This is a genomic window from Paenisporosarcina indica (assembly GCF_001939075.1).
Classification (GTDB): Bacteria; Bacillota; Bacilli; order Bacillales_A; family Planococcaceae; genus Paenisporosarcina; species Paenisporosarcina indica.
In genome coordinates this window covers 165,747-190,217 of record NZ_MPTA01000004.1, presented here as the reverse complement: position 1 = coordinate 190,217, position 24,471 = coordinate 165,747, and the positions used below count along the sequence as shown (strand labels likewise).

At 38.3% G+C, this 24,471-nt stretch carries 27 protein-coding genes and 1 riboswitch; of the genes, 25 read left to right on the top strand and 2 right to left on the bottom strand.

What is annotated here, in order from left to right; translation table 11 throughout:
- The first annotated feature begins 2 nt into the window (after positions 1–2).
- From fliJ to GY23_RS11745, 22 genes are all read left to right on the top strand, one after another.
- Positions 3–473 (top strand): flagellar export protein FliJ, encoded by a 471-nt coding sequence (gene fliJ / locus GY23_RS11850; RefSeq protein ID WP_075619430.1) that lies wholly within the window; start codon positions 3–5, stop codon positions 471–473.
- Positions 470–1,819 (top strand): flagellar hook-length control protein FliK, encoded by a 1,350-nt coding sequence (locus tag GY23_RS11845; RefSeq protein ID WP_075619429.1) that lies wholly within the window; start codon positions 470–472, stop codon positions 1,817–1,819. The genes fliJ and GY23_RS11845 overlap by 4 nt, the downstream gene beginning before the upstream one ends.
- A 27-nt stretch (positions 1,820–1,846) precedes the next feature.
- Positions 1,847–2,275 (top strand): flagellar hook capping FlgD N-terminal domain-containing protein, encoded by a 429-nt coding sequence (locus GY23_RS11840; RefSeq protein WP_245827660.1) that lies wholly within the window; start codon positions 1,847–1,849, stop codon positions 2,273–2,275.
- A 75-nt stretch (positions 2,276–2,350) separates the two neighbouring features.
- Positions 2,351–3,172 (top strand): flagellar hook-basal body complex protein, encoded by an 822-nt coding sequence (locus GY23_RS11835; protein ID WP_075619427.1) that lies wholly within the window; start codon positions 2,351–2,353, stop codon positions 3,170–3,172.
- Between the two features lie 52 nt (positions 3,173–3,224).
- Positions 3,225–3,440, top strand: a complete 216-nt coding sequence (locus GY23_RS11830; RefSeq protein WP_075619426.1) for a flagellar FlbD family protein — start codon at positions 3,225–3,227, stop codon at positions 3,438–3,440.
- A gap of 14 nt (positions 3,441–3,454) precedes the next feature.
- Positions 3,455–4,444 carry a flagellar motor switch protein FliM gene (fliM, locus tag GY23_RS11825; protein ID WP_075619425.1) on the top strand — a complete coding sequence of 330 codons (990 nt, stop codon included), beginning with the start codon at positions 3,455–3,457 and terminating at the stop codon, positions 4,442–4,444.
- Positions 4,434–5,507, top strand: a complete 1,074-nt coding sequence (gene fliY / locus GY23_RS11820) for a flagellar motor switch phosphatase FliY (protein WP_075619424.1) — start codon at positions 4,434–4,436, stop codon at positions 5,505–5,507. The genes fliM and fliY overlap by 11 nt, the downstream gene beginning before the upstream one ends.
- A gap of 26 nt (positions 5,508–5,533) precedes the next feature.
- Complete coding sequence (locus GY23_RS11815; RefSeq protein ID WP_075619423.1) at positions 5,534–6,202, top strand: flagellar biosynthetic protein FliO; 669 nt, start codon at positions 5,534–5,536, stop codon at positions 6,200–6,202.
- Positions 6,199–6,891, top strand: a complete 693-nt coding sequence (gene fliP / locus GY23_RS11810; protein ID WP_075619422.1) for a flagellar type III secretion system pore protein FliP — start codon at positions 6,199–6,201, stop codon at positions 6,889–6,891. The genes GY23_RS11815 and fliP overlap by 4 nt, the downstream gene beginning before the upstream one ends.
- A 16-nt stretch (positions 6,892–6,907) precedes the next feature.
- Positions 6,908–7,177, top strand: a complete 270-nt coding sequence (gene fliQ / locus GY23_RS11805) for a flagellar biosynthesis protein FliQ (protein ID WP_075619421.1) — start codon at positions 6,908–6,910, stop codon at positions 7,175–7,177.
- Positions 7,178–7,187: 10 nt separating this feature from the next.
- Positions 7,188–7,967, top strand: a complete 780-nt coding sequence (gene fliR / locus GY23_RS11800) for a flagellar biosynthetic protein FliR (RefSeq protein WP_075619420.1) — start codon at positions 7,188–7,190, stop codon at positions 7,965–7,967.
- 1 nt (position 7,968) lies between these two features.
- Positions 7,969–9,054, top strand: a complete 1,086-nt coding sequence (gene flhB / locus GY23_RS11795) for a flagellar biosynthesis protein FlhB (protein ID WP_075619419.1) — start codon at positions 7,969–7,971, stop codon at positions 9,052–9,054.
- 61 nt (positions 9,055–9,115) lie between these two features.
- Entirely contained in the window at positions 9,116–11,131 is a 2,016-nt protein-coding gene (flhA, locus tag GY23_RS11790; protein WP_425434991.1) for a flagellar biosynthesis protein FlhA, read from the top strand.
- 3 nt (positions 11,132–11,134) lie between these two features.
- A complete protein-coding gene (gene flhF / locus GY23_RS11785) occupies positions 11,135–12,292 on the top strand; it encodes a flagellar biosynthesis GTPase FlhF (RefSeq protein ID WP_075619417.1) in 1,158 nt (385 codons plus the stop codon).
- Entirely contained in the window at positions 12,285–13,142 is an 858-nt protein-coding gene (locus GY23_RS11780) for a MinD/ParA family protein (RefSeq protein WP_075619416.1), read from the top strand. The genes flhF and GY23_RS11780 overlap by 8 nt, the downstream gene beginning before the upstream one ends.
- Positions 13,143–13,179: 37 nt before the next feature.
- Entirely contained in the window at positions 13,180–13,953 is a 774-nt protein-coding gene (locus tag GY23_RS11775) for a FliA/WhiG family RNA polymerase sigma factor (protein ID WP_075619415.1), read from the top strand.
- A 57-nt stretch (positions 13,954–14,010) separates the two neighbouring features.
- Positions 14,011–14,472 (top strand): DUF6115 domain-containing protein, encoded by a 462-nt coding sequence (locus GY23_RS11770; protein ID WP_245827655.1) that lies wholly within the window; start codon positions 14,011–14,013, stop codon positions 14,470–14,472.
- Positions 14,473–14,488: 16 nt separating this feature from the next.
- Positions 14,489–14,926, top strand: coding sequence for a YaaR family protein (locus GY23_RS11765; protein WP_075619413.1), 438 nt, complete (start codon positions 14,489–14,491; stop codon positions 14,924–14,926).
- Between the two features lie 33 nt (positions 14,927–14,959).
- Positions 14,960–15,307 carry a PilZ domain-containing protein gene (locus GY23_RS11760; RefSeq protein ID WP_075619412.1) on the top strand — a complete coding sequence of 116 codons (348 nt, stop codon included), beginning with the start codon at positions 14,960–14,962 and terminating at the stop codon, positions 15,305–15,307.
- A gap of 215 nt (positions 15,308–15,522) precedes the next feature.
- Positions 15,523–15,729, top strand: a complete 207-nt coding sequence (locus tag GY23_RS11755) for a hypothetical protein (RefSeq protein ID WP_245827654.1) — start codon at positions 15,523–15,525, stop codon at positions 15,727–15,729.
- A 74-nt stretch (positions 15,730–15,803) separates the two neighbouring features.
- Entirely contained in the window at positions 15,804–16,223 is a 420-nt protein-coding gene (locus tag GY23_RS11750) for a DUF1801 domain-containing protein (RefSeq protein ID WP_075619411.1), read from the top strand.
- A 183-nt stretch (positions 16,224–16,406) separates the two neighbouring features.
- Positions 16,407–16,913 carry a GNAT family N-acetyltransferase gene (locus GY23_RS11745; RefSeq protein ID WP_075619410.1) on the top strand — a complete coding sequence of 169 codons (507 nt, stop codon included), beginning with the start codon at positions 16,407–16,409 and terminating at the stop codon, positions 16,911–16,913.
- A 105-nt stretch (positions 16,914–17,018) separates the two neighbouring features.
- Here the strand turns inward: GY23_RS11745 and GY23_RS11740 are convergent, their stop codons facing one another.
- Complete coding sequence (locus GY23_RS11740) at positions 17,019–18,227, bottom strand: MFS transporter (RefSeq protein WP_075619409.1); 1,209 nt, start codon at positions 18,225–18,227, stop codon at positions 17,019–17,021.
- Between the two features lie 362 nt (positions 18,228–18,589).
- Here GY23_RS11740 and GY23_RS11735 point away from each other — a divergent pair, with 362 nt between their 5' ends.
- Complete coding sequence (locus tag GY23_RS11735; RefSeq protein WP_075619408.1) at positions 18,590–19,831, top strand: ATP-binding protein; 1,242 nt, start codon at positions 18,590–18,592, stop codon at positions 19,829–19,831.
- 253 nt (positions 19,832–20,084) lie between these two features.
- Complete coding sequence (locus GY23_RS11730) at positions 20,085–21,278, top strand: MFS transporter (protein WP_075619407.1); 1,194 nt, start codon at positions 20,085–20,087, stop codon at positions 21,276–21,278.
- A gap of 288 nt (positions 21,279–21,566) precedes the next feature.
- On the opposite strand, the gene GY23_RS11725 is transcribed toward GY23_RS11730, so the two are convergent.
- Positions 21,567–22,964, bottom strand: a complete 1,398-nt coding sequence (locus GY23_RS11725; protein WP_075619406.1) for an amino acid permease — start codon at positions 22,962–22,964, stop codon at positions 21,567–21,569.
- A gap of 114 nt (positions 22,965–23,078) precedes the next feature.
- Positions 23,079–23,262: riboswitch (Lysine riboswitch) on the bottom strand.
- Positions 23,263–23,551: 289 nt separating this feature from the next.
- Between GY23_RS11725 and GY23_RS11720 the strand changes: the two genes are divergently transcribed.
- Positions 23,552–24,262 carry a gamma-glutamyl-gamma-aminobutyrate hydrolase family protein gene (locus tag GY23_RS11720; protein WP_075619405.1) on the top strand — a complete coding sequence of 237 codons (711 nt, stop codon included), beginning with the start codon at positions 23,552–23,554 and terminating at the stop codon, positions 24,260–24,262.
- Positions 24,263–24,471 lie beyond the last annotated feature (209 nt).

The following is a 24,471-nucleotide window of genomic DNA, read 5'->3' as shown; positions in this document are numbered from 1 at the left end:
ACGTGACGACGAAATTCAACTTTCGGTTTCAAAAGATACTCGACTTAAAAGAAAATGAAAAAGATTTCGCACAAATTCAAATGGCAGATGCCATAAAACAGCAAGAAGTGGGACATCTAAAAAGTGAATTGATTTATAAAAAAATCATCGATGCTGAACGTCAAAAAAACGAGAAACAGCAAGATGGGGTTAACATCTCGGAATTAAGAATAATGGAAACATATATCTTCCAACTTCAAGAACAGTGGGCGTCCGCCAACCGTGAACTGGAGCATTTGCAAACGAAAGTGTCTCGAACACAAATTCATTTGCAAAAAAAAGCACAGGAAGAAAAAACATGGGGAAATCTAAAACAACAAGATCGTACCCTGTATGTAGAACAGAATAAAGTCATAGAACAGAACTTTTTTGATGAATTGGCAAGTACGAGATTCTACCGCACATCTCAAGCTAGCCTAGCAGAAAGAGGGTGAATTCGATAGAAGCATTAAAGTTATCTTCCCAATCACCAGTTAATCAAACAATCAAGACTTTCAATCCAAAAGCTGATGCAGTGACATCAAAAGAAACAGTAACCTTTTCTGCATTGCTGACTTCTGTATCAACCGAAGACCAAATCAGCACTAACAATCAACCAGTAGAAATGCTGGACAAATTAGAAGAAGTATTAGAAGGCTTGCAAGATATGCCAAAAGAAAATTTATCGCCTGAAGAGCAAGAAATGATGTCTGCAATTATACAGTTGTTATTTATTCAATCTTTACAGATGGAAAACAAGCTTCAAGGGGCAAAAGAACCTAGTCAGGACAATTTGCTGAGCGGTCCGGCTCAAGAAAATCCAATGATGACTAGTCCTATAATAGGGGAATTGTTGAACTTAATTCAGCAGATAAAACAGCAACTCCAAGAATTATCAACCTCAACTACTATACAATTCGAAAGCATCCCAGAACTTGTAGGGGTTGAAGGGGAAAATATTTTAGAAGACCCTCTAAAGTTTGAGCAAGCAAATAAACAGTTAGTTGCTTTTATACAACATCTTGAAACAGAACAATCTGCTACAGGGAAACAAGTTTCCTCTTTGCAATTAGAAAAAATGGAACAGGTTCTTAAGCATTTGACCAGTCTTACTCAGGAACTTGAAAGCCAGGATCAGACAGATTCCCAGAAAAAAAATAGACAAAATATAGATTTAACTCGACCGATATCAAGTGTACCCGTTCAACAGCTAGTTGATGGTACCCCCCAATTGGAGACAGTTCAACATGAGGGAAATAGCCAATCGCTGACTGCAGGAACTCCTACGGACGCAAAAACAAATCAAGCTTTGCACCGTACAGAAACAAGTGCCCTTACACAAACGGTTCGCATGTCCAATCTAATTGAAGATTTAGGTGGAGTACTGAATGGTTCACTTAGATTAAATGGTGCTCAAGAAGATACGCAAATAAAAGTAAGTATATTTCCGGAACATCTAGGACATCTTGAGATTCGTTTGACCGAATTAAATGGGAAGATTGCAGCCCAAATTTTTACTAGCAGTTTACTAGCAAAAGAGGCGTTGGACCTTCATGTAAATCAGTTGAGAAACTCACTGCTTCAGCAAGGGATAACGGTAGACAAAATTGAGATATCGCAGCAATCTTCACAGCAATCATTTGGACAACAAAACGCAAATCCAGAACAACGTTTTACACAACAACACCAAAGACAAGGAATGTCACGCGATAAAAACGGTTATCAACGAATCGAAGATGAAATCGTCGCAGAACGTAGTCATACAGTGGATGGGATGATGAAGGTAGATTATACGGTCTAGTCAGAAAAGGGGTGGTGTCAATTGAATGTGAATAGTACCAGCACAGTTAATACGCAATCGGTTAATACAACGAAACAAGCAGGACCGGATAATGGGCTTGGCAAAGATGCTTTTTTAAAGATACTTGTGACACAAATGAAAAACCAAAATCCGTTGGAACCATTGAAAGATACTGAATTCATTGGCCAGATGGCCCAATTCAGTAGCTTGGAACAGTTAACAAACTTAAATACAACGATGAATCAATTTATTGGACTTCAAGGCAATGAAACACTAGCTAAACATGCTAATTTAATTGGTAAGACAGTGCATTGGGAACAGGAAATTAACGGACAGTTGCAATCAGGCGAGGGTGTTGTGAAAGCTTTATCATTTTTCAATGGAGAGTTATTGGCAGAACTAGATAAGGATGATATCAAGGTTCCGATTGAAACCATCCACCGTATTGAAAATTAATAAACCAAAAGTTGAACAGAAGATTGTCTAATCCTCAAAAGGATAAAAGACAATACTTTGAAAGGGGAAAAACAAATGCTTCGCTCAATGTATGCAGGTGTATCGGGAATGAAAGGTTTCCAAACAAAATTAGATGTTATCGGAAACAATATTGCAAATGTAAACACGATTGGATATAAGAAAAGCACGATAAACTTCCAAGATTTATTAAGTCAGAACCTCTCGAACGGTGGTGTTAATCCAATCCAAGTTGGTTTAGGGTCAACAACCTCTGCAATAAATGTGATTCATACTCCAGGATCAGCTATGACGACTGGCGTTGGCACAGACCTTTCAATTATGGGAGATGGATTCTTCGTTGTGCAAAACCCTACAGCGGGTGTTGGAACTACTGATGGTCAATATTTAACACGTGCCGGAAACTTTGTTGTTGATGCAAATGGATATTTGGTTACAACACAAGGCTACTATGTGTTAGGTAATACTGGGAATAGAATTAATGTTGCTTCACAAACAACTCCTGGTACTCCACCTACAATAACTAATTTTGAGTCATTTACCATTAGTCGCTTAGGTGAAGTCTATGGAGAACCCGTGGGTGGTGGAACACCTGTTAAGATTGCCGACATCGGAATTTCGCAACCTACAAATCCAGCAGGTCTACGCAAATCCGGCGGATCTTTATACGAATTAACTAAAAATTCAGGACCAGGACCAATTGGCACTGTAGCTGCACAAAACACTGAACTAGGCTTAGGGATGCTGGAGATGTCGAACGTCGATCTTACGGAAGAATTCACCGAAATGATTGTTGCGCAACGCGGTTTCCAAGCAAATTCTCGTACAATTACCACTTCAGATGAAATTTTACAAGAAGTTGTAAACTTGAAACGATAACTTAGGAGGGGCTGGCTGAGAAAGGGAATCGTCTCTTCTCAGCACTTTTAATATGATCCAGTTAACTAGATTAAATCAAACAACACTTACCTTAAATGCAGTTTATATTGAAAGAATTGAATCCACGCCAGACACAGTTGTTACGTTAACATCAGGCAAGAAGGTACACGTATTGGAAACCGTTGAGGAAGTTACAAGTAAAGTAACAATCTTCTATCAAAAAATCAACATTTTACCGAGTTTGCAAGAACCAAACTGGATGAAATGAGGGGAGGAACAGCCATGATAGATCTCTTCACAGATGAAAATATTGATACGCTTCTGTCGTCATTGAAAAATGAAGAACCTACTCAGGATAAACGAATTAAGGGAAGAAAAGTTCAAACTTACAACTTTAAAAAGGCGTTGCGCTTTTCACAAGATCAAATCCGTACGTTAACCAGAATTCATGAAAACTTTGCAAGATTACTGACATCATACTTTTCTACACAACTTCGAACGTTTGTTCAAATTTCGGTTGCATCTGTAGAGGAATTCTCTTATGAGGAGTTCATTCGTAATGTGGAAAAAAAGTCCATTCTTGGTGTGTTTAAAGCTCCCCCTCTTCAAGGAAGTATGGTAATGGAACTTACTCCTGATGTCGCGTATGTGATGTTCGATCGATTACTTGGTGGGCAGGGTAAAATAGTGCATAACAGCAGTGATTTAACTGAAATTGAAATCAGTGTGATTCAGAGGATTTTTATAAAGGCGTTGAATAGTTTTCAAGAGGCATGGGCTTCTGTGGTGAAATTAAATCCTGAATTAAATGAAATAGAAGTAAACCCTCAGTTTTTAACGATGTCACCTCGTAATGAAACGGTGATAATGATTGCATTAAATACAAAAATTGGCGACATAGAGGGCATCATTAACATTTGCTTGCCTCACATTGCATTGGAGCAGGTCTTACCAAAGTTATCTGCTCGTCATTGGTTAGCCAACCAGAAACAAGCAATCGAAAAGCATGAAGTGGAAGCATTGGAGAAAAAAGTGCACAGCACAAGACTTGATGTCAAAGCGGTACTAGGAAGAGCAACGATAGATCTTGGCGATTTCTTGAGTCTTAAAAACGGTGATATTATTCGTTTGAATGAATCATACCGTGACCCAGTAACACTGTTGGTTGATGAAAAGCAGAAATTCTTGGCACAACCAGGGGTTTCGAAAGGTCGGATGGCCGTGCAAGTTACCGATGTTCAAACAGAAGGAGATGAATTCGATGACAATTGAAAAATTATCTCCGGACGAGATTAATGGTTTATTGGCTCAAGAGGGGACGGAGGAAAAGTTGACGTCCAATAGTTCGCTGTCGAAAGTTGAGAAGGAAGCTTTAACAGAGTTACTCAGTGTATCACTAGGTAGTTCCTCTACCGTACTAACCACACTATTATCTGAGCAAGTAACGGTTATGACTCCGATGCTTACAATAAAACCAAAAGAAAAGTTATTGACTAGCACACAGCCTTTTCACGTTGTATTAGGTGAGTATACAGGAGAAGTTAACGGCATTCAGATTCTCTTCATCAGTAAAGCTGACGCTCAAACCATTACGCAAATGGTAGATGAAAGCAATGAAGCAGAAGACATTGAACAACAATTTGAGGTAATGCAAGTTGTTGTTCAGCAAATGTTTGATTCCGTCTCACAATCCTTGTCTACTATTTTAGATCAAGAGTTTACTCACTCCTTGTCAGCTATGGACGTGATAGAAAATCAAGAAGGTTTCCAGGTTTCTAAATTCACGCAGGAAAAATGGTTTGTTGAAGCTAGTTTCGAATTAAAAATCGGTCGTCAAAAAAGTGTGAGTTTCTATCTATGTATTCCTGTTCAATTGGCGAAACAAATGGTGGGAATCTTGACGGATACAATGGATGAGGAATATCCAGGGGAGACACAAGAGATGCAATTTCAAGATATTAAACAATCAGATGATATAAATACAACTAAAGTGGAAGATTCGGACTCTACACAAACTATCCAAACCGTACAATTTTCGAGTTTCGATGAAACTGCAGCAACCACTTACGCTGAGCCAAACAATTTGAACATGCTTCTCGACATTCCGCTTCAAGTAACGGTGGAATTGGGACGTACGAAAAGAATGGTTAAAGAGATTTTGGAGGTTTCGAAGGGCTCAATTATTGAACTTGATAAATTAGCTGGTGAGCCCGTTGATATTTTAATTAATAATAAGTTGATTGCAGTTGGAGAAGTTGTTGTCATAGATGAGAATTTCGGCGTACGCGTAACAGATATATTAAGTACAGCAGATCGTATTTCAAAGCTACGATAATGCGATATGTAAGGAGTTCACCAGGTTTGATTCAAAAGAATATTTTTTATGTTTCCACAATCATTTTACTTTTTTCTTTCCTATTCGTTTCAATCCCAGTTTCTGTTGATGCTTCACCATCGAACGTAACAGACTGGATTGCTGACGAACAATCTGACGGGCAGCCAGGGGATAAAGAACAGGTAGAAAGTGTTGATATAACTACTAAAGACACGAGTCTCGTGGGTATCATCGGAAAACTGATTTTCTATACACTCTTAATCCTTGTCATGATTTACGGTTTAATCAAGTTTCTTGCATTAAGACAACAAAAAATGCAACCCAATCAAGCGGTTAAATTAATTGGTGGTACTCCATTAGGCAATAATAAGTCGCTTCAGCTTGTAAAAGTTGGGAACACGGTTTTGTTAATTGGAGTTGGAGACCAAGTCTCATTGATCAAGGAAATTTCTGATGCAGATGAAATCAACAGCATTGAAAAGAATCTAGAACAACAGCCAACGCTTTTGTCGAACTCTCTATCTACTTTTATTAAAGATAAAATCAGAGGTCGGACTGAAACAAAAACAAAAGCCAGTACTAGTGGTTTTGAGCATTTATTCAGTCAAAGTCTGAATAAGCAAAAGGCTAAGCAGGACCAGCTCAAGTTTGATTTGACCAAAGAAGATGATGATAAAGAAGGTAGTTCAACATGATGACAGACATATTATTTTTAGTGAGTATACCTGGTATTGACTTAGGTATAACAGATGCTCCAGGAGATGTTTCGGTTACCCTGCAACTCCTGTTCTTGTTGACTGTTCTTTCACTTGCTCCTGGAATCTTGATCATGATGACAAGCTTTACCCGAATTATTATTGTTTTATCATTTGTCCGCACAGGGTTAGGAACACAGTCTATGCCACCCAATCAAGTGCTTGTGGGGCTTGCCTTGTTTTTGACGTTTTTCATCATGTCACCAATAGCTATCGACATTAATGAAATTGCCTTGCAGCCTTATTTGGCAGAGAAAATAACTCAGGAAGAAGCTCTTGATACAGCCGTTGTTCCTATAAAGGAGTTTATGGCTGAGCATACACGGGAAAAAGATTTGGCATTGTTTTTCAAGTATGCTGGCTTATCGAAGCCTGACAGCATTGAAGACATCCCCTTGACTTCGCTCATCCCTGCATTTGCCATAAGTGAGTTGAAAACCGCTTTCCAGATCGGCTTTGTTATCTTTATCCCTTTTTTGATCATTGATATGGTTGTTGCCAGTACGCTTATGGCAATGGGAATGATGATGCTTCCGCCAGTCATGATCTCATTGCCATTTAAAATATTATTGTTTGTACTTGTTGACGGCTGGTATTTAATCATTGAATCGTTGCTTGTCAGCTTCTAGTGAAGGGAAGAAAAAGATGACTCCAGATACGGTAATTAAACTAGCTGAACAATCGATTTATATGATTATCCTCATTTCTGCTCCAATGCTTCTCATTGCGTTAGCTGTAGGACTTATTGTGAGCATATTCCAGGCGATGACACAAATACAGGAACAAACCCTTGCATTCATTCCTAAAATACTGGCTGTGTTTTTGTCTCTTGTGATATTTGGGCCATGGATGTTAACACTCTTACTGGATTTTACAAGAGATTTGTTTCAACAACTCCCTCAATTAATCGGATAGTGGGGATGTCATGAATTCTATTCTAGAAATGTACCCTTTACTTTTACTTATATTCGTACGACTAACTAGCTTTTTTATCATAGCCCCTTTATTTTCGATGCGGGGAGTTCCAACCCAATTTAAGATAGGTCTTGGTTTTTTTATTTCTCTGATTGCCTTTTCGAGCCTGACAGTTGAAGAGCCTATTTTATTGGATTCCTTTTACATTTTGTTAATTATAAAAGAATTCGGTATAGGTATAACTCTTGGCTTTACTGCTGCATTACTCTTATACACGGTTCAAATAGCTGGTGCTTTTATCGATTTTCAAATGGGTTTTTCGATGGCCAGTGTAATGGATCCTCAAACAGGAACCCAGGTCCCAATCATTGGACATTTCAAATATATATTGGCATTGCTGTTCTTACTCACGGTTAACGGCCATCATTTAATGCTTGATGGTGTCATGCAAAGCTATTATCTATTGCCGGTAGAATCAATTTCTTTCTCGGCCAAGTTTGAAGATATTGCACATTTTATGACGACATTATTTACTGAAATGTTTTTGATTGCCCTACAAATGGCTTTGCCTAGTGTTGGTGCGCTGTTCCTTGTCGATATTGCACTTGGGATATTGGCTAAAACAGTTCCGCAACTAAACATTTTTGCTGTCGGGCTTCCATTAAAGATTTTTGTAGGATTCATTATGCTATTTCTTTCAATGCCTTTTTTCTTTTATGGTTTGCAAATCCTGTTTGAAAAATTAATGATAAGCATGTCACAGTTGATCAGTTTATTAGGGGGGCCATAGGGTGAAAAGGTATCCTCTCGATTTACAATTCTTTGCTGGGGAAAAGACAGAAAAAGCAACACCACAGAAGAGGCAAGAGTCCAGACGAAAAGGACAAGTTGCCAAAAGTGCCGAAGTACCTGCCGCTTTGATTTTGTTGGGAGGTCTTATGTTACTCAGTTTTTTGGGTGGATGGATGCTTGATCAGATTCTTGCAATCTATCGAATAAACTTCAGTCAGTACATTGGCTGGGAATGGACACCAAAAAACATTCGTACGTTCTTTGAACAGATGACATTTAATGCAATGAAAATTTTGGCTCCAATTATGGGAGCTGCCATTGTATTCGGCTTTTTTGGAAATTTCATTCAAGTTGGGTCCTTATTTACGACAGACCCATTAATGGCAAAGCTTGAACGCATAGATCCGATTCAAGGTGCGAAAAGAATATTTTCTATGCGTGCTTTAGTGGAACTGGCAAAGTCATTACTTAAAATTGTCATCATCTCTGTAGCTGCCTTTAGTGTTTTATGGTCGGAAAAAGATGAGTTGTTTTTACTTTCGCAGAAAAGTATTGCCTATTCCCTATCATATATAGGTTCGCTCGTCATTCAAATGGGGTTAGTTGCTTCAATTATTTTATTAGTTTTAGCTATTCTTGATTTTATGTATCAAAAGTATGAATTTGAAAAAGGCATTCGCATGTCAAAACAAGACATTCAAGATGAGTACAAAAAGTCTGAAGGGGACCCCCTGATTAAATCGAAAATCAAAGAACGGCAAAGGCAAATGAGTATGAACCGAATGATTCAAGACTTGCCGAATGCAGATGTTCTCATCACTAACCCAACACATTACGCAATTGCAATCAAGTATGATGCAGAAACAATGGAAGCACCAATGGTTATTGCAATGGGTAAAGATCATCTTGCGCTGAAAATCAAAGAAAAAGCAAAAGAACTTGGTATTGTTATCATGGAAAATAAACCGCTCGCCCGCGCTCTATATCAACAGGTTGAAATAGGAGACTCTGTTCCAGAGGAATTGTTCTTAGCGGTTGCAGAAGTTTTAGCATATATCTACCGGTTAAAAGGAAAAATCAAATGAACTTAAGGGAAGAGGAAGTAGCTTGAAAATCAAAGATTATCTTGTATTGGTATCAGTTATTATGATTGTCGTGATGATGGTTATTCCTCTTCCTCCACTATTACTAGATTTATTAATTATGGTGAATATCAGCATTTCCTTAACCATTATTCTTGTAGCGATGAATACTAAAGAAGCTCTAGAGTTTTCAATTTTTCCTACGTTATTATTACTGACAACATTGTTTCGATTAGGTTTAAATGTATCAACAACCAGATCGATATTAACTAATCAAACGGGTGGAGAAGTTGTTGAAACATTTGGTTCATTTGTTGTCGGGGGAAGTCCAATCATTGGGATTTTAATTTTCTTGATACTAGTCATTATTCAATTCCTGGTAATTACCAAAGGGTCTGAGCGTGTTGCCGAAGTAGCAGCTCGTTTTACACTCGACTCCATGCCGGGAAAACAAATGAGTATCGATGCCGATCTAGGTGCAGGAATGATTTCCGACCAAGAAGCAAAAAAGCGTAGAGAAAAGGTTAGCAAGGAAGCAGACTTCTACGGTGCAATGGACGGTGCCAGTAAGTTCGTTAAAGGGGATGCGATTGCTGGAATTATCATTGTTCTCATAAATATTATAGGTGGTTTGATAATCGGAGTTGTGGTTCACAAACTGCCTATTGGTGAGGCTGCAGAACTATTTACGCTATTATCAATCGGAGATGGCCTAGTAAGTCAGATTCCGGCATTGTTGATTTCAACTGCGGCTGGAATCATCGTTACAAGGGCTGCTTCTGAAGGGAACCTAGGTACAGACATTACGAGACAACTTTTCGCATACCCGAAAATGTTATATATCGTTGCTGGAGTACTGGCATTATTCGCGGTATTTACTCCAATCAATCCTCTATTAGTGTTACCTGTCGCGGCACTTGTCGCCTTCGGTGGGTATAGAATGCAGCGCACATTGAAAGCGGAAGAGGATGAAGACAAGGAAGCTTCCAGTGAGGACCAGGAGCTGGAAGTGATGAAAAGTCCTGAAAGTGTCATCGATCTCCTGCATGTTGATGCGATTGAATTCGAATTCGGTTATGGGCTGATTCCAATTGCGGATAAGAATCAAGGAGGGGACTTGCTGGACCGGGTCATCATGATTCGTAGACAATGTGCAATCGAATTGGGAATCGTCGTTCCAGTCATACGTATTCGTGATAATATTCAACTTTTCCCCAATCAATATGTAATTAAAATTAAAGGCAATCGAGTCGCTTCTGGTGAGATCATGCTGGATCATTATTTAGCAATGAGCCCTGGGATAGATGATGAAAACGTTGAAGGCATCGAGACCATTGAACCGGCATTCGGTATGCCAGCGTTGTGGGTCAATGAGGAAATGAAAGAAGAAGCCGAAATGGCGGGATATGCAATTGTCGATCCGCCTTCTGTTGTGTCTACACACCTAACGGAAGTCATCAAACGACATGCTCATGAATTGATTGGCAGACAAGAAGTTAAATCACTTATTGAAAACATGAGAGAAACCTCACCTGCAGTTGTGGAAGAGCTAATACCAAATATGATGGCAATAGGAGAAGTGCAAAAAGTATTGATGAAGCTTTTAAAAGAAAAAGTATCGATTCGCAATTTGCTTGTCGTTTTGGAAACATTGGCAGATTATTCGTCCCAAACAAAAGACACAGATGTCTTGACAGAATATGTGAGACAAGCTCTTTCAAGACAAATTACATTACAGTATACCAATCCACAAGAACCATTACAGGTCATTACTGCAGGAGCAAGTCTCGAGAAAAAGTTCGCAGATTCTGTACATCGCACAGAGCAAGGAAGTTATTTATCAATCGATCCGGAATCATCACAACTTATTTTCCAAAAGATTTCCGAACAAGCAACACAACTTCAACAATCGGGTGTTCAGCCAATCTTGCTTACATCACCTGCAACTCGCATGTATATGCGGCAGTTTATTGAACGTTTTGCCCCGGAACTTCCAGTACTTTCTTATAACGAACTAGAACCAGAAATCGAAATTCAGAGCGTAGGGGTCATTAATATCTCAGTCGGGGTGGGTCAATAGCTTATGAGGTTGAAAACTTACATAGTCAATAATGTAACCGAAGCAATTCCAATGATTAAAAGAGACTTGGGTGTAGACGCACTCATTCTAAATACCAAGAAAGTTAAAACAGGTGGATTCCTTGGGTTATTTAAGAAAGAAAAACTTGAGGTCATCGCGGCAGCCGAAACCATGCCGAGTGAAAAGAAGAGAAACATCGAAACCGTCAATTCCGAATCCCTATCTCTAGAAAACGAAACGGAAGAGGCTCCGGTAGTAATTGAATCCGAAGATCCTTCTAACAAGGAAGCTGAAAAACTGAGTGAAATCATGAGTGAACTGAAAAGCTTGAAGCAATTCATGTTTCAGGCAATCGATGAGGAACAGCTACCTGAAGCGTTGAAATCATTGAATCAAAAATTCACTGAACAGGGAATCACGGAAGAAATTAAGTCCGAGTTAGTCGTAAAGCTGATGTTGGTATTAGAACAGCATCCCAATTATACAGAAGAAAAAATACAAGCAGTGGCACGGAAAGAAATCATCAAGCTGATCAATTCTCACAAAAAGAGACCGAGCAGAAGAAAGACTGACATCATTTGTTTTATTGGTCCTACAGGAGTAGGGAAAACAACAACAATTGCTAAAATTGCTGCAGATTACTTGTTGAGTGAAGAGAAAAAAGTCGGGCTGATCACATCAGATACTTATCGGATTGCGGCAGTGGAGCAATTGAAAACCTATGCAGGCATATTGAATATCCCAATCAGGGTAGTGGAATCTTCAGCGGATCTTACTGCTGCATTGGACGATCTCAGCGACTGCGATATCATTTTGATGGATACAGCAGGCAGGAACTATCAACAAAAACAGTATATTGACAATCTGAAACTGATGCTCCCAGAGCAAAAGAAAATACAGATTAATTTAGTGCTAAGCCTTACATCCAAATACGAGGATATGAAGAAAATCATTGATAATTTCCAGACGATTGCAATGGACCAGCTGATTTTGACCAAACAGGATGAAACTAGTTCTTCAGGAGCAATTCTAAATTTAATTTATCATTATTCCATCCCAATCCGTTACATTGCCAATGGCCAAAATGTTCCAGATGATATTCTTTCGGTTACTCCGGAGCTGATCGCAGACTTCGTATTAGGAGAAGATGAAAATGATTGATCAAGCAAAGCAATTAAGAGATAAAATCCAGCAAAAAAAATGCAAAAAAGAGAAAAGACAAACTCGGGTTATTGCTGTCACAAGCGGTAAAGGTGGAGTGGGAAAATCAAACTTTGCATTGAATTTTGCTTTAGGCTTGGTGAAACAAAATAAAAAAGTCCTGATATTCGATGTTGATCTAGGATTTGCAAATGTCGATGTACTGTTAGGCAGATCGAACAAAGAGTCCGTTGCCACGATGATAGAAAAGGATTTATCGCTTTGGGACATTATTGAAGAAGGACCAAATGGCTTGCTGTTCATTTCTGGTGGTACCGGTTTCAATGATATGTTCCACTTAGATGAGACGAAAATAAACAAATTTTTCAGTGAGTTGAGTACGATTCAGGGTTCTGTAGATTATATTATTCTGGACACGGGTGCAGGGTTATCCTATGAAAATTTGCGTTTTATTTTAGCGGCTGACGACGTCATTTTAGTGACGACTCCAGAGCCTACTTCAATAACGGATGCCTATTCCATTGTGAAAATGGTTCATGCCAAGGATCAAAATGTACATATGAAACTGATTATCAATCAATGTACAAGTGAAAAAGAGGGGAAACAAACTGCTGAGAACTTTAAAAAAGTGACCGAACAGTTTTTAAATAAACAGATTGGGACACTAGGTTTCATTCCAAGCGATGTCAATGTACCGAATGCCGTAAAAAAACAAGTTCCATTTATACTTGCCTATCCAAACAGCCATGCCTCACAGGCCATGCAAATTGTCACAAGTGACTATCTTCAACTTCCTGTCCCTTTTAAACTTGGAATCAAAGGATTTCTACTGAAAATGCTTTTTAAGTAGTAGGTAAGAGCGATCCTATAACTGGTGGTGAAACTCGTTGAACAATAAATTGTCAAAAGAAGAACTTGATTACTGGGAAAGTTGGCAACAACAGCGTGATCCACAAGCGGGAGACTATTTAGTCGAACTGTATCTTCCTTTGGTTGAGTATGTCATTCAACGGTTCATGATAAGTTTGCCGAGATCGGTAGATAAAGATGACATCCGCAGTCTGGCATTCGCAGGTTTGCTTGATGCACTTGATAAATTCAATATAGAGCGAGATTTGAAGTTTGAGACCTATGCGTCATGGAGAATAAAAGGTGCAATCATTGATGGTCTCAGATATAGCGATTGGCTTCCACGTTCCGTGCGCGATAAAGTGAAAAAGATTGAAAGTGCCTATGCTATTTTAGAACAGCAAAAAAATAGTTCCGTCACAGATGAGGAAGTCAGTGATTATTTAGGCATTACCAAAGCTGAACTGAACAAAACAGTCTCAGATGCTGCTTTATCGACCATGATTTCCATTGATGAGACCGCCTATGAAGAGAATAATCAAGGTGGAAAATTTAATCTGATCCAAAACGATCATTCAGGATCTCCTGAACGTCATCTGTCCGAGAAAATGATGAAAGAATCTTTGGCACATGCAATTGATCGGTTGCCAGAAAAGGAAAAAATAACGGTTTCTTTATGTTATTTCGAGGAATTGAAATTAACGGAGATTGCGGAAGTTTTAAATGTAAGCGTATCTCGTGTTTCCCAATTGCATTCAAAAGCAATGCTGCGTCTACGCCCCGTAATATTAGCGATACATGAGAATTATTGAAATTATAATTTGGTATAGAAGGTTAAGGTGATGCACGTGGAATGGTTCCTTATTGTCATGATAATTTTTGCTATTTTAGTGAACATAAGATCCTTTATCGTTTTGAACCAGTTGAAACAAAAAAGGGCAGAAATAATTGAGGATACTGAGGCAATTAACCAAAGTATAGAAAATTTTGTGACGAGTATAGAAAAAGAAAACGATGAACTTTATCGTGAACTTGTTAACTACATTAAGATGAAAGAAAATAAGCTTGATGAGAGAATTCGTATATTGGAAGAAAAACAAGACAAACCAGTGAAAAGCATCCCCATCTCGGTTCGAAAACCTGTTACACAAGACGATGAACAGACAATTCAAAAGTCTAGTCCTAGCGACGAGCAGGATAATGAAAAGATATCGAAGTTATCAAAACAAGGTTTTTCTCCAAAACAAATAGCCAAAGTACTACAGAAAGATCATGGTGAAGTAGAACTTATCATTAATATGTTGAAGAAAAAGAAAAGCTATCATAATTAAAACGAGGTGCTTTCATTTGCGTATTGAGCGGCCAACGAACTTTCCAAACGACAGGCTTCCCAAAAATGCTTTGGATAGTAAACCAACAAGCTCTTTTGCTAATGTCATTAAAACAACACAGTCCAAATTGCAACTTGATACATTGAACCTATTGATGTCTCATGTTGATACTCAAGGACAGAAGCTTTCAAAACAAAAAACACTAGAAAATCTCAGGGATTATAAGAATTTAGTGAAGCGATTTATCGGTGAATCATTGAGTTATGGTTTACAGTTATCCGAAAAACAAAGCTTTAATGACAGCGGCGATATGAAGACGCATCAATTAATTGAAGTGATCGATCAAAAACTTATTGAACTCAATGATGAAGTATTAAATAATGAAAAAGAAGGTATTGATACGCTTCGTCTTATTGGGGAAATCAAGGGCTTATTAATCAATTTATATATGTGATGGGAAAATTCTTATTTTAACGGGGGGAAAGGGATGAGCGAGAATCGACGCGAATTTTTTCGAGTGATTTTTGATCGGACTATCAGTGGAGAGGTCTCAATTTATGGAAAAAACTTGCCCATTAAAATTGACAATGTCAGTGTGGGAGGGTTGGAATTCAATTCCCCTATCGACATTCCAATGCATCAAAAAGTAGAATGCAGTTTTAATATTTTAGAAGTTTCTTTTTCAATAGACGCTTCCATTGTCCGTAAGGCTACAAAGAACACTTATTTTGCATATGGTGTTGTGTTTGACATTGACCAGGAAACTTCTTCTCTCTTATTTAAGCAGTTGAATTTTTATCAAATTCGACAGCGTAAAGGAAATAATTTGGTTTAAAAAAACCGAAACAGAATTTGTTCGTGGCATTGAAAAAGTCCATTAAAATAAAAAAGACATCCTTTCCTAGGTTTTTGAGGAAAGGATGTCTTTTTTTGTCTATAATAAAGATACTAAACATGCTAGAGAACAAATAGAAACATATAGTAATGAATTAATCAGTATTATAAAAAAAGCATCAGTATGAGTGAAAGTAAAGGACAAGGGAGAATAATATGAACATAGTAGAGAAAGCTTTTAATTGGATGCTGGTCATCGGAATGGTGTTATTACTCGGAAGAATTGTTACATTGGTATTGTCACTTATGGATATTCCATTTACCACCTTCTTCAAGGACTACAGCATCATCTCGTTTCTCATTTTGATAGTGGGAGCCATTGGAACGGAAATAATAAAGAATCAAAAAAAGAAAATCGTTTAAGCAAAAACTAGAACCAATTCGGGCTTACAGTATAATATTTTGTATTAACCTCAAATAAAGGAGAGAATACATTTATGTATGAACAAAAAACAAAAGAAACCGACAGCAGTGTCATTGAATTTATCGAGGGTGTCGACAATCCCAAAAAACGTGAAGATGCGTATAAATTACTGGATATTTTCACTGAAACAAGCGGTTTCCCAGCGAAAATGTGGGGACCAAGTATTATTGGATTTGGGTCTTATCATTATAAATACGCAACCGGTCATGAAGGTGATGCACCACTTGCCGGATTCTCACCGAGAAAAGCAAAAATCAGTTTGTATTTTGCACCGGATGACACGAAACGTAAGGACTTGTTACAGAACTTTGGTAAACATACGACTGGGAAAGCGTGTGTCTATGTCAATAAAGTAGCGGATATCGATGTCGATGTTTTACAAGACTTAATTAAATCATCTATCAGTCATTTGCAGGCAGTCTATCCGAATTAGGAAGCATGAAGCATAAAGGAATAGTAGGATTGATATAATGTGAGTATTATTAAAATAAGCAATGTTAAAGAAAGCTGTTTATATCGAATGAAAAATGAGAGAGTGCATTTGCGGCTACTGCAAATGTACGATAAACAACAGTATTCTTAACATAGCCAATAAAAAAGAGAAGTGGTTGATGAGATGTTACAAATTCGTGAAGCTTTAAGTAATGAAATTGATTCGGTGAGGGAACAAAGAGTGCGTGCATATGAAGAGCATGCACAAAAAGTTCCCGCAGAGCATTGGAATGCCTTAAAAAAAGGAATTTTATCCGATACCGATGAACAGTCAGGTGTTGAGCTAATTGTCGCTGAATGGGATGGGGAAGTAGTCGGAAGTATTGTGTTGTATCCAGCAAAATCAGATGCATACTCAGGTCTAGTTGATGAGTTGGATTATCCGGAAATCAGGATGCTGGCAGTCACGCCTCAAGCACGAAGTAAAGGAATTGCGGAAGCATTGGTAAATGAATGTATCCACCGTGCAAAACAAAAAGAGTATAAATACATAGGTTTACACACCGCTGACTTTATGAATAGTGCCATGCGGTTGTATGAAAGAATTGGTTTTGAACGACTTCCGCAATATGATTTTGAACCTGCCAATGATGGAATCATTGTAAAAGCGTATCGATTATCAATTGAATAAGAACAAACAAAAAGACTACAGATTATTTTGAATCTGTAGTCTTTTTTCAATCATATAATTATCAACTGAATACTTAGTCCAGTCTATAATGGTGAACTTTTTCAGTTAGTTGGCAATCATTTTTTGATCACGTGGCAGGGCTAGTCCAACAAGACCAAGTAAAGGTAAGAAAGATATGACAATCATCGTCTCATAAATACCGATATGATCCATTAACATCCCGATAACCACAGCTCCGATTGCTCCCATACCAAAAGCGAGTCCTACTGTTAGACCCGCCATCGTACCGATCTTGCTCGGCACTAGTTCCTGTGCATACACCACCGTCACTGAGAAATTCAACATGATGAAGAAACCAATCAGTATCAGCAGTACGATAATGACTGGCAATGGTACATAGGGCAAAAGAATGCATAATGGAATGGGTACCAAAAGTGATAGCACAATCACACTTTTACGCCCTATCTTGTCCGCCATAGGTCCACCGAAAAACGTACCCGCGGCTCCGAGTGCGAGAAACAGGAAGATGCAAAGTTGTCCTTTTTGTACCGACAAGCCGTAAGATTCAATCAAATGAAACACATAGAAGCTGGTGATACTCGTTACGTAGAAAGAACGCGCGAAAATGATGATCAGAAGTAGGACAAGTGCGATCCCCACTTGTTTTTTCGTTAAGCTTGCAAATGATGACACTAAAACTCTCTTGTGATTAAGCAGCTTCTCCTGTTCGAGCTGTCCTTTATACCATGCAGATATTTTCAATAAGATAAATATGGCGATCGCTGCCACCAATACAAAAATGGCTGCTCCTTTTTGACCGAGTGGTACTAAAATATAGGCACTCATGAGTGGTGCCAATGCTTGTCCGGAATTCCCACCGACTTGATAGATGGATTGAGATAGCCCTCTTTTAGATCCTGCTGCCATGAACGATACACGTGAGCCTTCCGGGTGAAAGATTGCAGAACCGAGTCCGATGAAAATAACGGAAATAAGGATCATCCAATATTGTGGGGCAAACGCAAGGCCAATCATACCAACTAGTGAACTGGCCATCCCAATTGGAAGGGAGTAGGGTTTCGGTTTTCGGTCACTTAAAAAACCGACAACTGGTTGTAGAACAGAGGCGACCATATTCAGTGCGAATGCAATTAGCCCTAACTCGGTAAACGTCAGTCCAAGACTTTCTTCGAGAACCGGGAACATCGCTGGAATCACCGATTGAAGCGAGTCATTTAATAAATGACATACGCCAATCGCAAACATAACGGGATAAACTGGATTTGAAATTGATGAAGTTTTAGTAGTGGTCATAAATCATCTCACAATCTTTCTGTACTCGAAGTAAATTTGAATATAGTATAACGTATGTTTACAAAGCATGTACTCAAAAAACCGTATTAAACTATTAAAAATGATAGATTGTTTGGTTAGGTGATAACTATCTTGAGAACTCAGTTGAAGTGAATACATTGGAAGAACAGCGAGTATTGCTGTAAAAGGAGAAGCAAATCCAAGGGAAAGTTGCAGAACCGATACCATACATGAATGTGATACTAAGATAACGTATGTTAATTTATTAATTGACTCTCAATTCTGATTATCAAAATTTTTAGTAATAATTGAATTGATATATGCTAAGATATAAGCAAATATGACAAATTAAGAGGGATACAATGGATAAATTGGGACAAATCATTCTGGTGTTAATTTCGATACTATTTACCGTCTACCAAAAGATTGTGCACCATGAAATTTTTTTCACGATGGACTTCTTTATATTTACCCTGATTGCTTGGCTAGTTGGGAGGCAATATGATAAAGCTCGATACTATGAAAAACAGGCACGTTCTAGTGAAGAAAGTTATAAAAAATTGATTGATTCATTGCCTGAATCTGTTTTTATTCATCAGGATAATATGATTATTTATGTAAATGAAGCGGCTGTTTCCATGATAGGAGCTATCAGCAAGGAAGACATAATCGGTAAATCCATTAATGATTTTATAGATCCCGAGTATGAAGAGCGTATAGAGGAACGAGTAAAACAGGTGATGAAAGAGAAACGGCCATTAAACAGTATCGAACACAGAATGAAGCGTATTGATGGATTGATTTTTTCTGTGGAAGGTACTTCAATGTGTATTCAATTTGGTGAAAAAGAATCTGTCCTTTCAATTGGAAAGGATATTACTATTAGAAAAGAACACACTGAACGGCTACTTCAAAAATCAGAAAAACTGGCTATGTTGGGTCAACTGGCAGCAGGTATTGCACATGAAATCCGTAATCCACTTACTTCAATCAAAGGATTTATTCATCTATTGAAGTCAAATAATCTGGACGAAGAATACTTTGATATTGTCTTTTCAGAGCTTGATAGGATAGATTCTATCGTAGGTGAATTCCTGGTTCTTGCCAAACCGAGCGTAGCAACTTTCGTTGAACAGGATGTTAAGGAAATGATAAGAGATATAGTCACATTAATTAACACTCAGTCAATTTTGAACAATGTTCAGATTTTCGTTGAGTTTGATAGCAATTTGCCAATGATTAGTTGCGAAAAAAATCAGCTAAAGCAAGTTTTTCTAAACCTTATTAAAAACTCAATTGAAGCCATGCCTCATGGGGGGAATATTGACATTAAGGTAATGGAAAAAGAAGCAGGGCAGATTTCTATCGCGATTATTGATCAAGGTATCGGGATTCCAAAAGAACGAATATCTACACTTGGAGAACCATTTTATACAACAAAGGAAAAGGGTACCGGCCTTGGGCTAATGACTTGCTATAAAATTATAGAAAATCATCATGGGCAATTAACAATTCAAAGTATATTAAATGAGGGAACCACTATAGAAATTATTTTGCCTACAATCACTCAATCGTTATTAAAAAAGGAATTAAGCCATAGCTAACGGTTGGTTAGGTTACATAAGAAGAATTATTAAATCAGCTCAATTTACTTAATGTAATGTGCTGTTTTATTTTGGGGAAGACTCAAAAAAATGTAATGCAATTTGTGGGAAATTTAGCTATATTCCGTTGGAGATTGATCTTAAGTTGCATGTCCAATTGTTTATAATTAATTTATTGAATGGCTGTATAAATTTTTTGAAATGAATTCATATATAACTGCAAGTATTATTTAACTTATCAGGAAGTGAAAATATGACATCAGCTGGGTATACATTAAAGGACAGGAATTTTTGGAAAGTCATGCTTAGTATGCTATTGGCATCAATGCTTATTTTTTCGAATATGTATGCGGTTCAGCCGCTTTTGCCTGTATTTGTCGAAGAATTCGGGGTTTCTGTGTCTGTTTCGAGTTTATCCTTGTCCCTCACAATAGTTGGACTGATCATTGGACTTATTGTCCTGGGGTTTTTATCAGATCGAAATGGGAGGGTTTTCTACATAAAATATTCACTTCTTCTTTCTTCCATTCCGTTCTTGGTCATTCCGTTTGTTGAATCCTTTTCATTGCTTCTCCTGCTCAGGTTCATCCAAGGCTTTGTACTGGCAGGAGTACCTGCAGCAGCCATCGCGTATATTAGCGAAGAAACGGGTCGGAAATACGTCAGCTTTGCAGTGGCTTTGTACATATCTAGCAACGCACTCGGAGGTATGCTTGGGCGTGTTCTTACTGGGTATTTATCGGATAAATATTCGTGGCAAACATCTTTTACTGTTTTTGGCATCTCTGGTTTACTCATTTTCGCAGCAGTAGTTTTCTTGTTGCCACAGTCACGAAACTTTCAAGCAAGTAATCTTTCCTTTTCACGTGATATCGAGGAATATTCTTATCACTTGAAAAACCCATCGATGCTCATTGTCTTTGGACTCGGGGCGATTTTGCAACTCTCCTTTACAGGTGTTTGGACGTATTTGCCATTTCACTTGCAGGATTCACCTTATGACATGTCACTTCAAGCTATTTCGTATTTGTTTTTCGCTTACGGTCTCGGTGTCATCGGATCTCCTCTTGCAGGACGTATGGCAGGCTATTTCGGATTAGGGCGTGTACGAGTCTTTGGCGTATTTATCTTATCGTCAGGTATTTTCATGACACTGAGTCTTTCCGTCCCATTGGTTATCATCGGACTCTGTATAGCGTGCCTTGGATTTTTTATAGCTCATTCTCTTACAGCTGCAACTGTCGGTCAGGAAGCAGAACATCATAAAGGCAGTGCATCGAGTCTTTATCTTGTATCCTATTATATAGGAGTTGCATTAGGCAGCTCACTGCTGGGGTCGATTTGGGACTTAGGCGGGTGGACTGGTTTAGTCCTATTAACCGGTACTATTCCCCTCGTTTATTTAGTGATTGTGACAATCTATAGGAGAAATCGTAGCATTAACTGAGGTTGTTATTAAGCTAACTGATGCTTTAATTGCTGGGTGGTCATATCGTGAGACTGTAATACCGTTAAAAATTTGCGTGTGATGAATATGTTTCTATTTCTTATTGAAAAACAGCCAAACAACCATGAATTTGCATTTCCAACGGGAGATAAAGGAATTTAATTATTGGAAATAAAGAATGACTTACGAATTATAAGGTTTATTGATAAACAACATCATCTTCAATAAAAGGATTAAACGAAAAAACACCGCCTTCCTCGTAATAAGAAGAAGGCGGTGTTTCAGAGATTAAATGCTATTTGCATGTTTTACACGTTTGTAAAACAGGATTCCACTAGCTAATAATAGTACACCAAATATAAATGTTTGTAAGTCTGCGGTTCCGGCGTAAATGACCCAAATCGAGTAAAGCGTAGCAAGTACTCCAATGATGCCATCGATCATTCGACTTCTTCCAGTGGTATACGTTTCACCTGTAAAGACGAGCTTTAACTGGAATGCGGAAGAAATAAAATAAGGAACCAAGTACGATAGTGTAGCTACAATAATCATGAAGTCAAATGCAGATGCAATCGTATTGGAAATCGTTGAGAAAATAAACAATTGTCCAAGTCCATTCGTTATGATCATTGAGAAAACTGGAATTCCTTTTTTATTTACTTTCAAGAAGGACGGAAGAAACAGTCCTTGCTTAGCAGCTTGATAAGGAATTTCAGCACTCAGCATGACCCAGCCAATCGTTGAACCGAATAAACTGATCAGTCCAATTGCTGCAAGAATTTTACCACCAATCGGTCCCAATACAGTATAGATGGCATCAATTAGTGGTTTATCGGAAGCAAGGAGAGCATCATGGCTTAACATCCCTAAAACGAGCGAGCTGATTCCTATATAAATCGCAAGTGCAATCATTAATCCTAAAATCGTTGCACGTTTGACATCCATTGATTTTTTAGCGCGTGATGCAAAAACAATAGCAGATTCCACACCTAGAAAAGCCCATAGGGTTGCTACAGCCGCATTATTGACTTGTCCCAATAACCCAATGGAATGACCTATTTCATCGTATCTTGGCGCAACAAAAGGCATGATATTAGCTTTTTGAAATGCAAATAACCCAATTACAATAAATAATAGGAAGCCAATTACTTTTGTTGCTGTGGCAACAAGATTGATCTTGCCGGCATTTTCAAGACCATTCATGATAATGAAATGTACAAACCATAATAGGAGAGTACAGACAATAAAGGTCAATGCATTTCCTGTTTTCAAGGTAAAGTTACCAATCGTAAATAGTTCAGCTTGATTCACTAATGCAGGGAAGAAAGTAGATAAATAGCCAGCAAAAGTTGTAATGATGGCAATATTCCCCACTAAATTCCCAATCCAATACCCCCACGAAGACATAAAACCAGACAACGTGGAAGCATTACTTCCAGATTCGAACAATTCCTTTGCATAAATTTGTGGACCACCGCTTAATTCAGGTTTTCTAAGTGCTAGATTTCCAAACACAAGGGCGATCATCAGTACACCAAATCCCGTAACTACCCAAGCGGCAATGACTCCTGCAGGACTGGCAACTTCACTTAATGTACGTGGCAACATAAAGATGCCTGATCCTACCATATTTCCAACTACTAACGCAGTTAATATCCATAATCCAAGTTTCTTATTTGTATCCATTTTATTGATTCCTCTCTATTTGTTCTCTGGCCACTCAACCAAGCGACTATCCGATTTGTCAAAATAGAGTATAAAAAAACACACTCAGAAACGGTGTGTAAAAACCGAATCAGACAAAAAGATAGTTCAACATAGCAATTACACTATGACAGTCCTGCACCTTTTCGGAGACAGACCCAGCCACTATAACCAGAGAGTTATAGTACTTCGGCGATTAATCCTTTCATTTGAAATCAACAAGCAAGTTCTCTGACTCTTCTTCAAACTACTATTATTCATCGCAACCTCTACCCTATCTTGAGCTGATAAGGGCATTATTTATTCACTCGTAATAATATAGAGACATTGACATGAGAAGTCAAATGGCGCATTTTTCTGAAGAGTATGCATAGGATGTCGAGATCTCAGTTGGCACTCTCTCTAAACCACCGTCCAAGGGTAAGTAACATTATGAAGAAAAGGTTACAACATTTCTCCTCTTCAAAGGAAATCAAAGGGCCTGTCTAGAATATTATCTAATAGTGGGTTAGCGTGACTAACGCACATTTAGAGAGATAAAATTTCATGGAAAATAGGGTGGAGAAAAAATGAAACCGATTATTGGTGTTACTTCTTTTACTGAACTTAATGGGACCGATTACATGATTACTGTCGATGACGCAAATGCCGTATTGCAGGCAGGGGGATTGCCGGTGGCGTTGCCTAATTTACTAGACATATCCGATATTGATGAGATTGTACAGTCAATAGATGGACTTTATCTGACAGGTGGTTATGATATCGATCCGACACTTTTTGGTGAAGAGCCGCATCCAAAGTTAGGCAATATAGTTCCTAGTCGTGATGCTTTTGAACTCATGTTGATTCGAAAATTTTTAGAACTAGATAAACCTATATTGGGTGTCTGTCGAGGATGCCAAATATTAAATATTGCCGTGGGGGGCGACATGTATCAAGATACTGGTTCTCAAGTGGATCATGATATTCTTCAGCATAGGCAACTGGCACCCAAGACGCATGGATCACACTTTGTCGATGTACCTAAAGGGACATTACTGCATCAGATAACGGGATCAGAGCGTTTTAAAATAAACAGTCGCCATCATCAATCCAATCGTTACGTACCAACGCCATTTCGAGTAAGTGGGACTGCAAGTGATGGGGTCATAGAAGCAATCGAAAGTGAAGCGCATTCTTTCGTACTAGCTGTACAGTGGCATCCTGAAAGCATGGCTACTGGCGGAGATGCACCTTCGTTGAAGATTTTTGAAGCATTTGTAGGAGCTTGTAGAAAATAATCCGATAATTTATCGTACTTGCAAACAAAAATCAGCACCCTATGTAGATTAATATCTACTGGGGTGCTGATTTTACATCAATAGTAAGGTAACGAAAGGATTCCAGCAGCTAAGTACGAAATCTGTTTATAAATGAAGGTTTTATAAGAACCAAAAAGATTGCTGAGATTGCAAAGGAATGATTAAATTTGGAAATAGAGCATATCAGC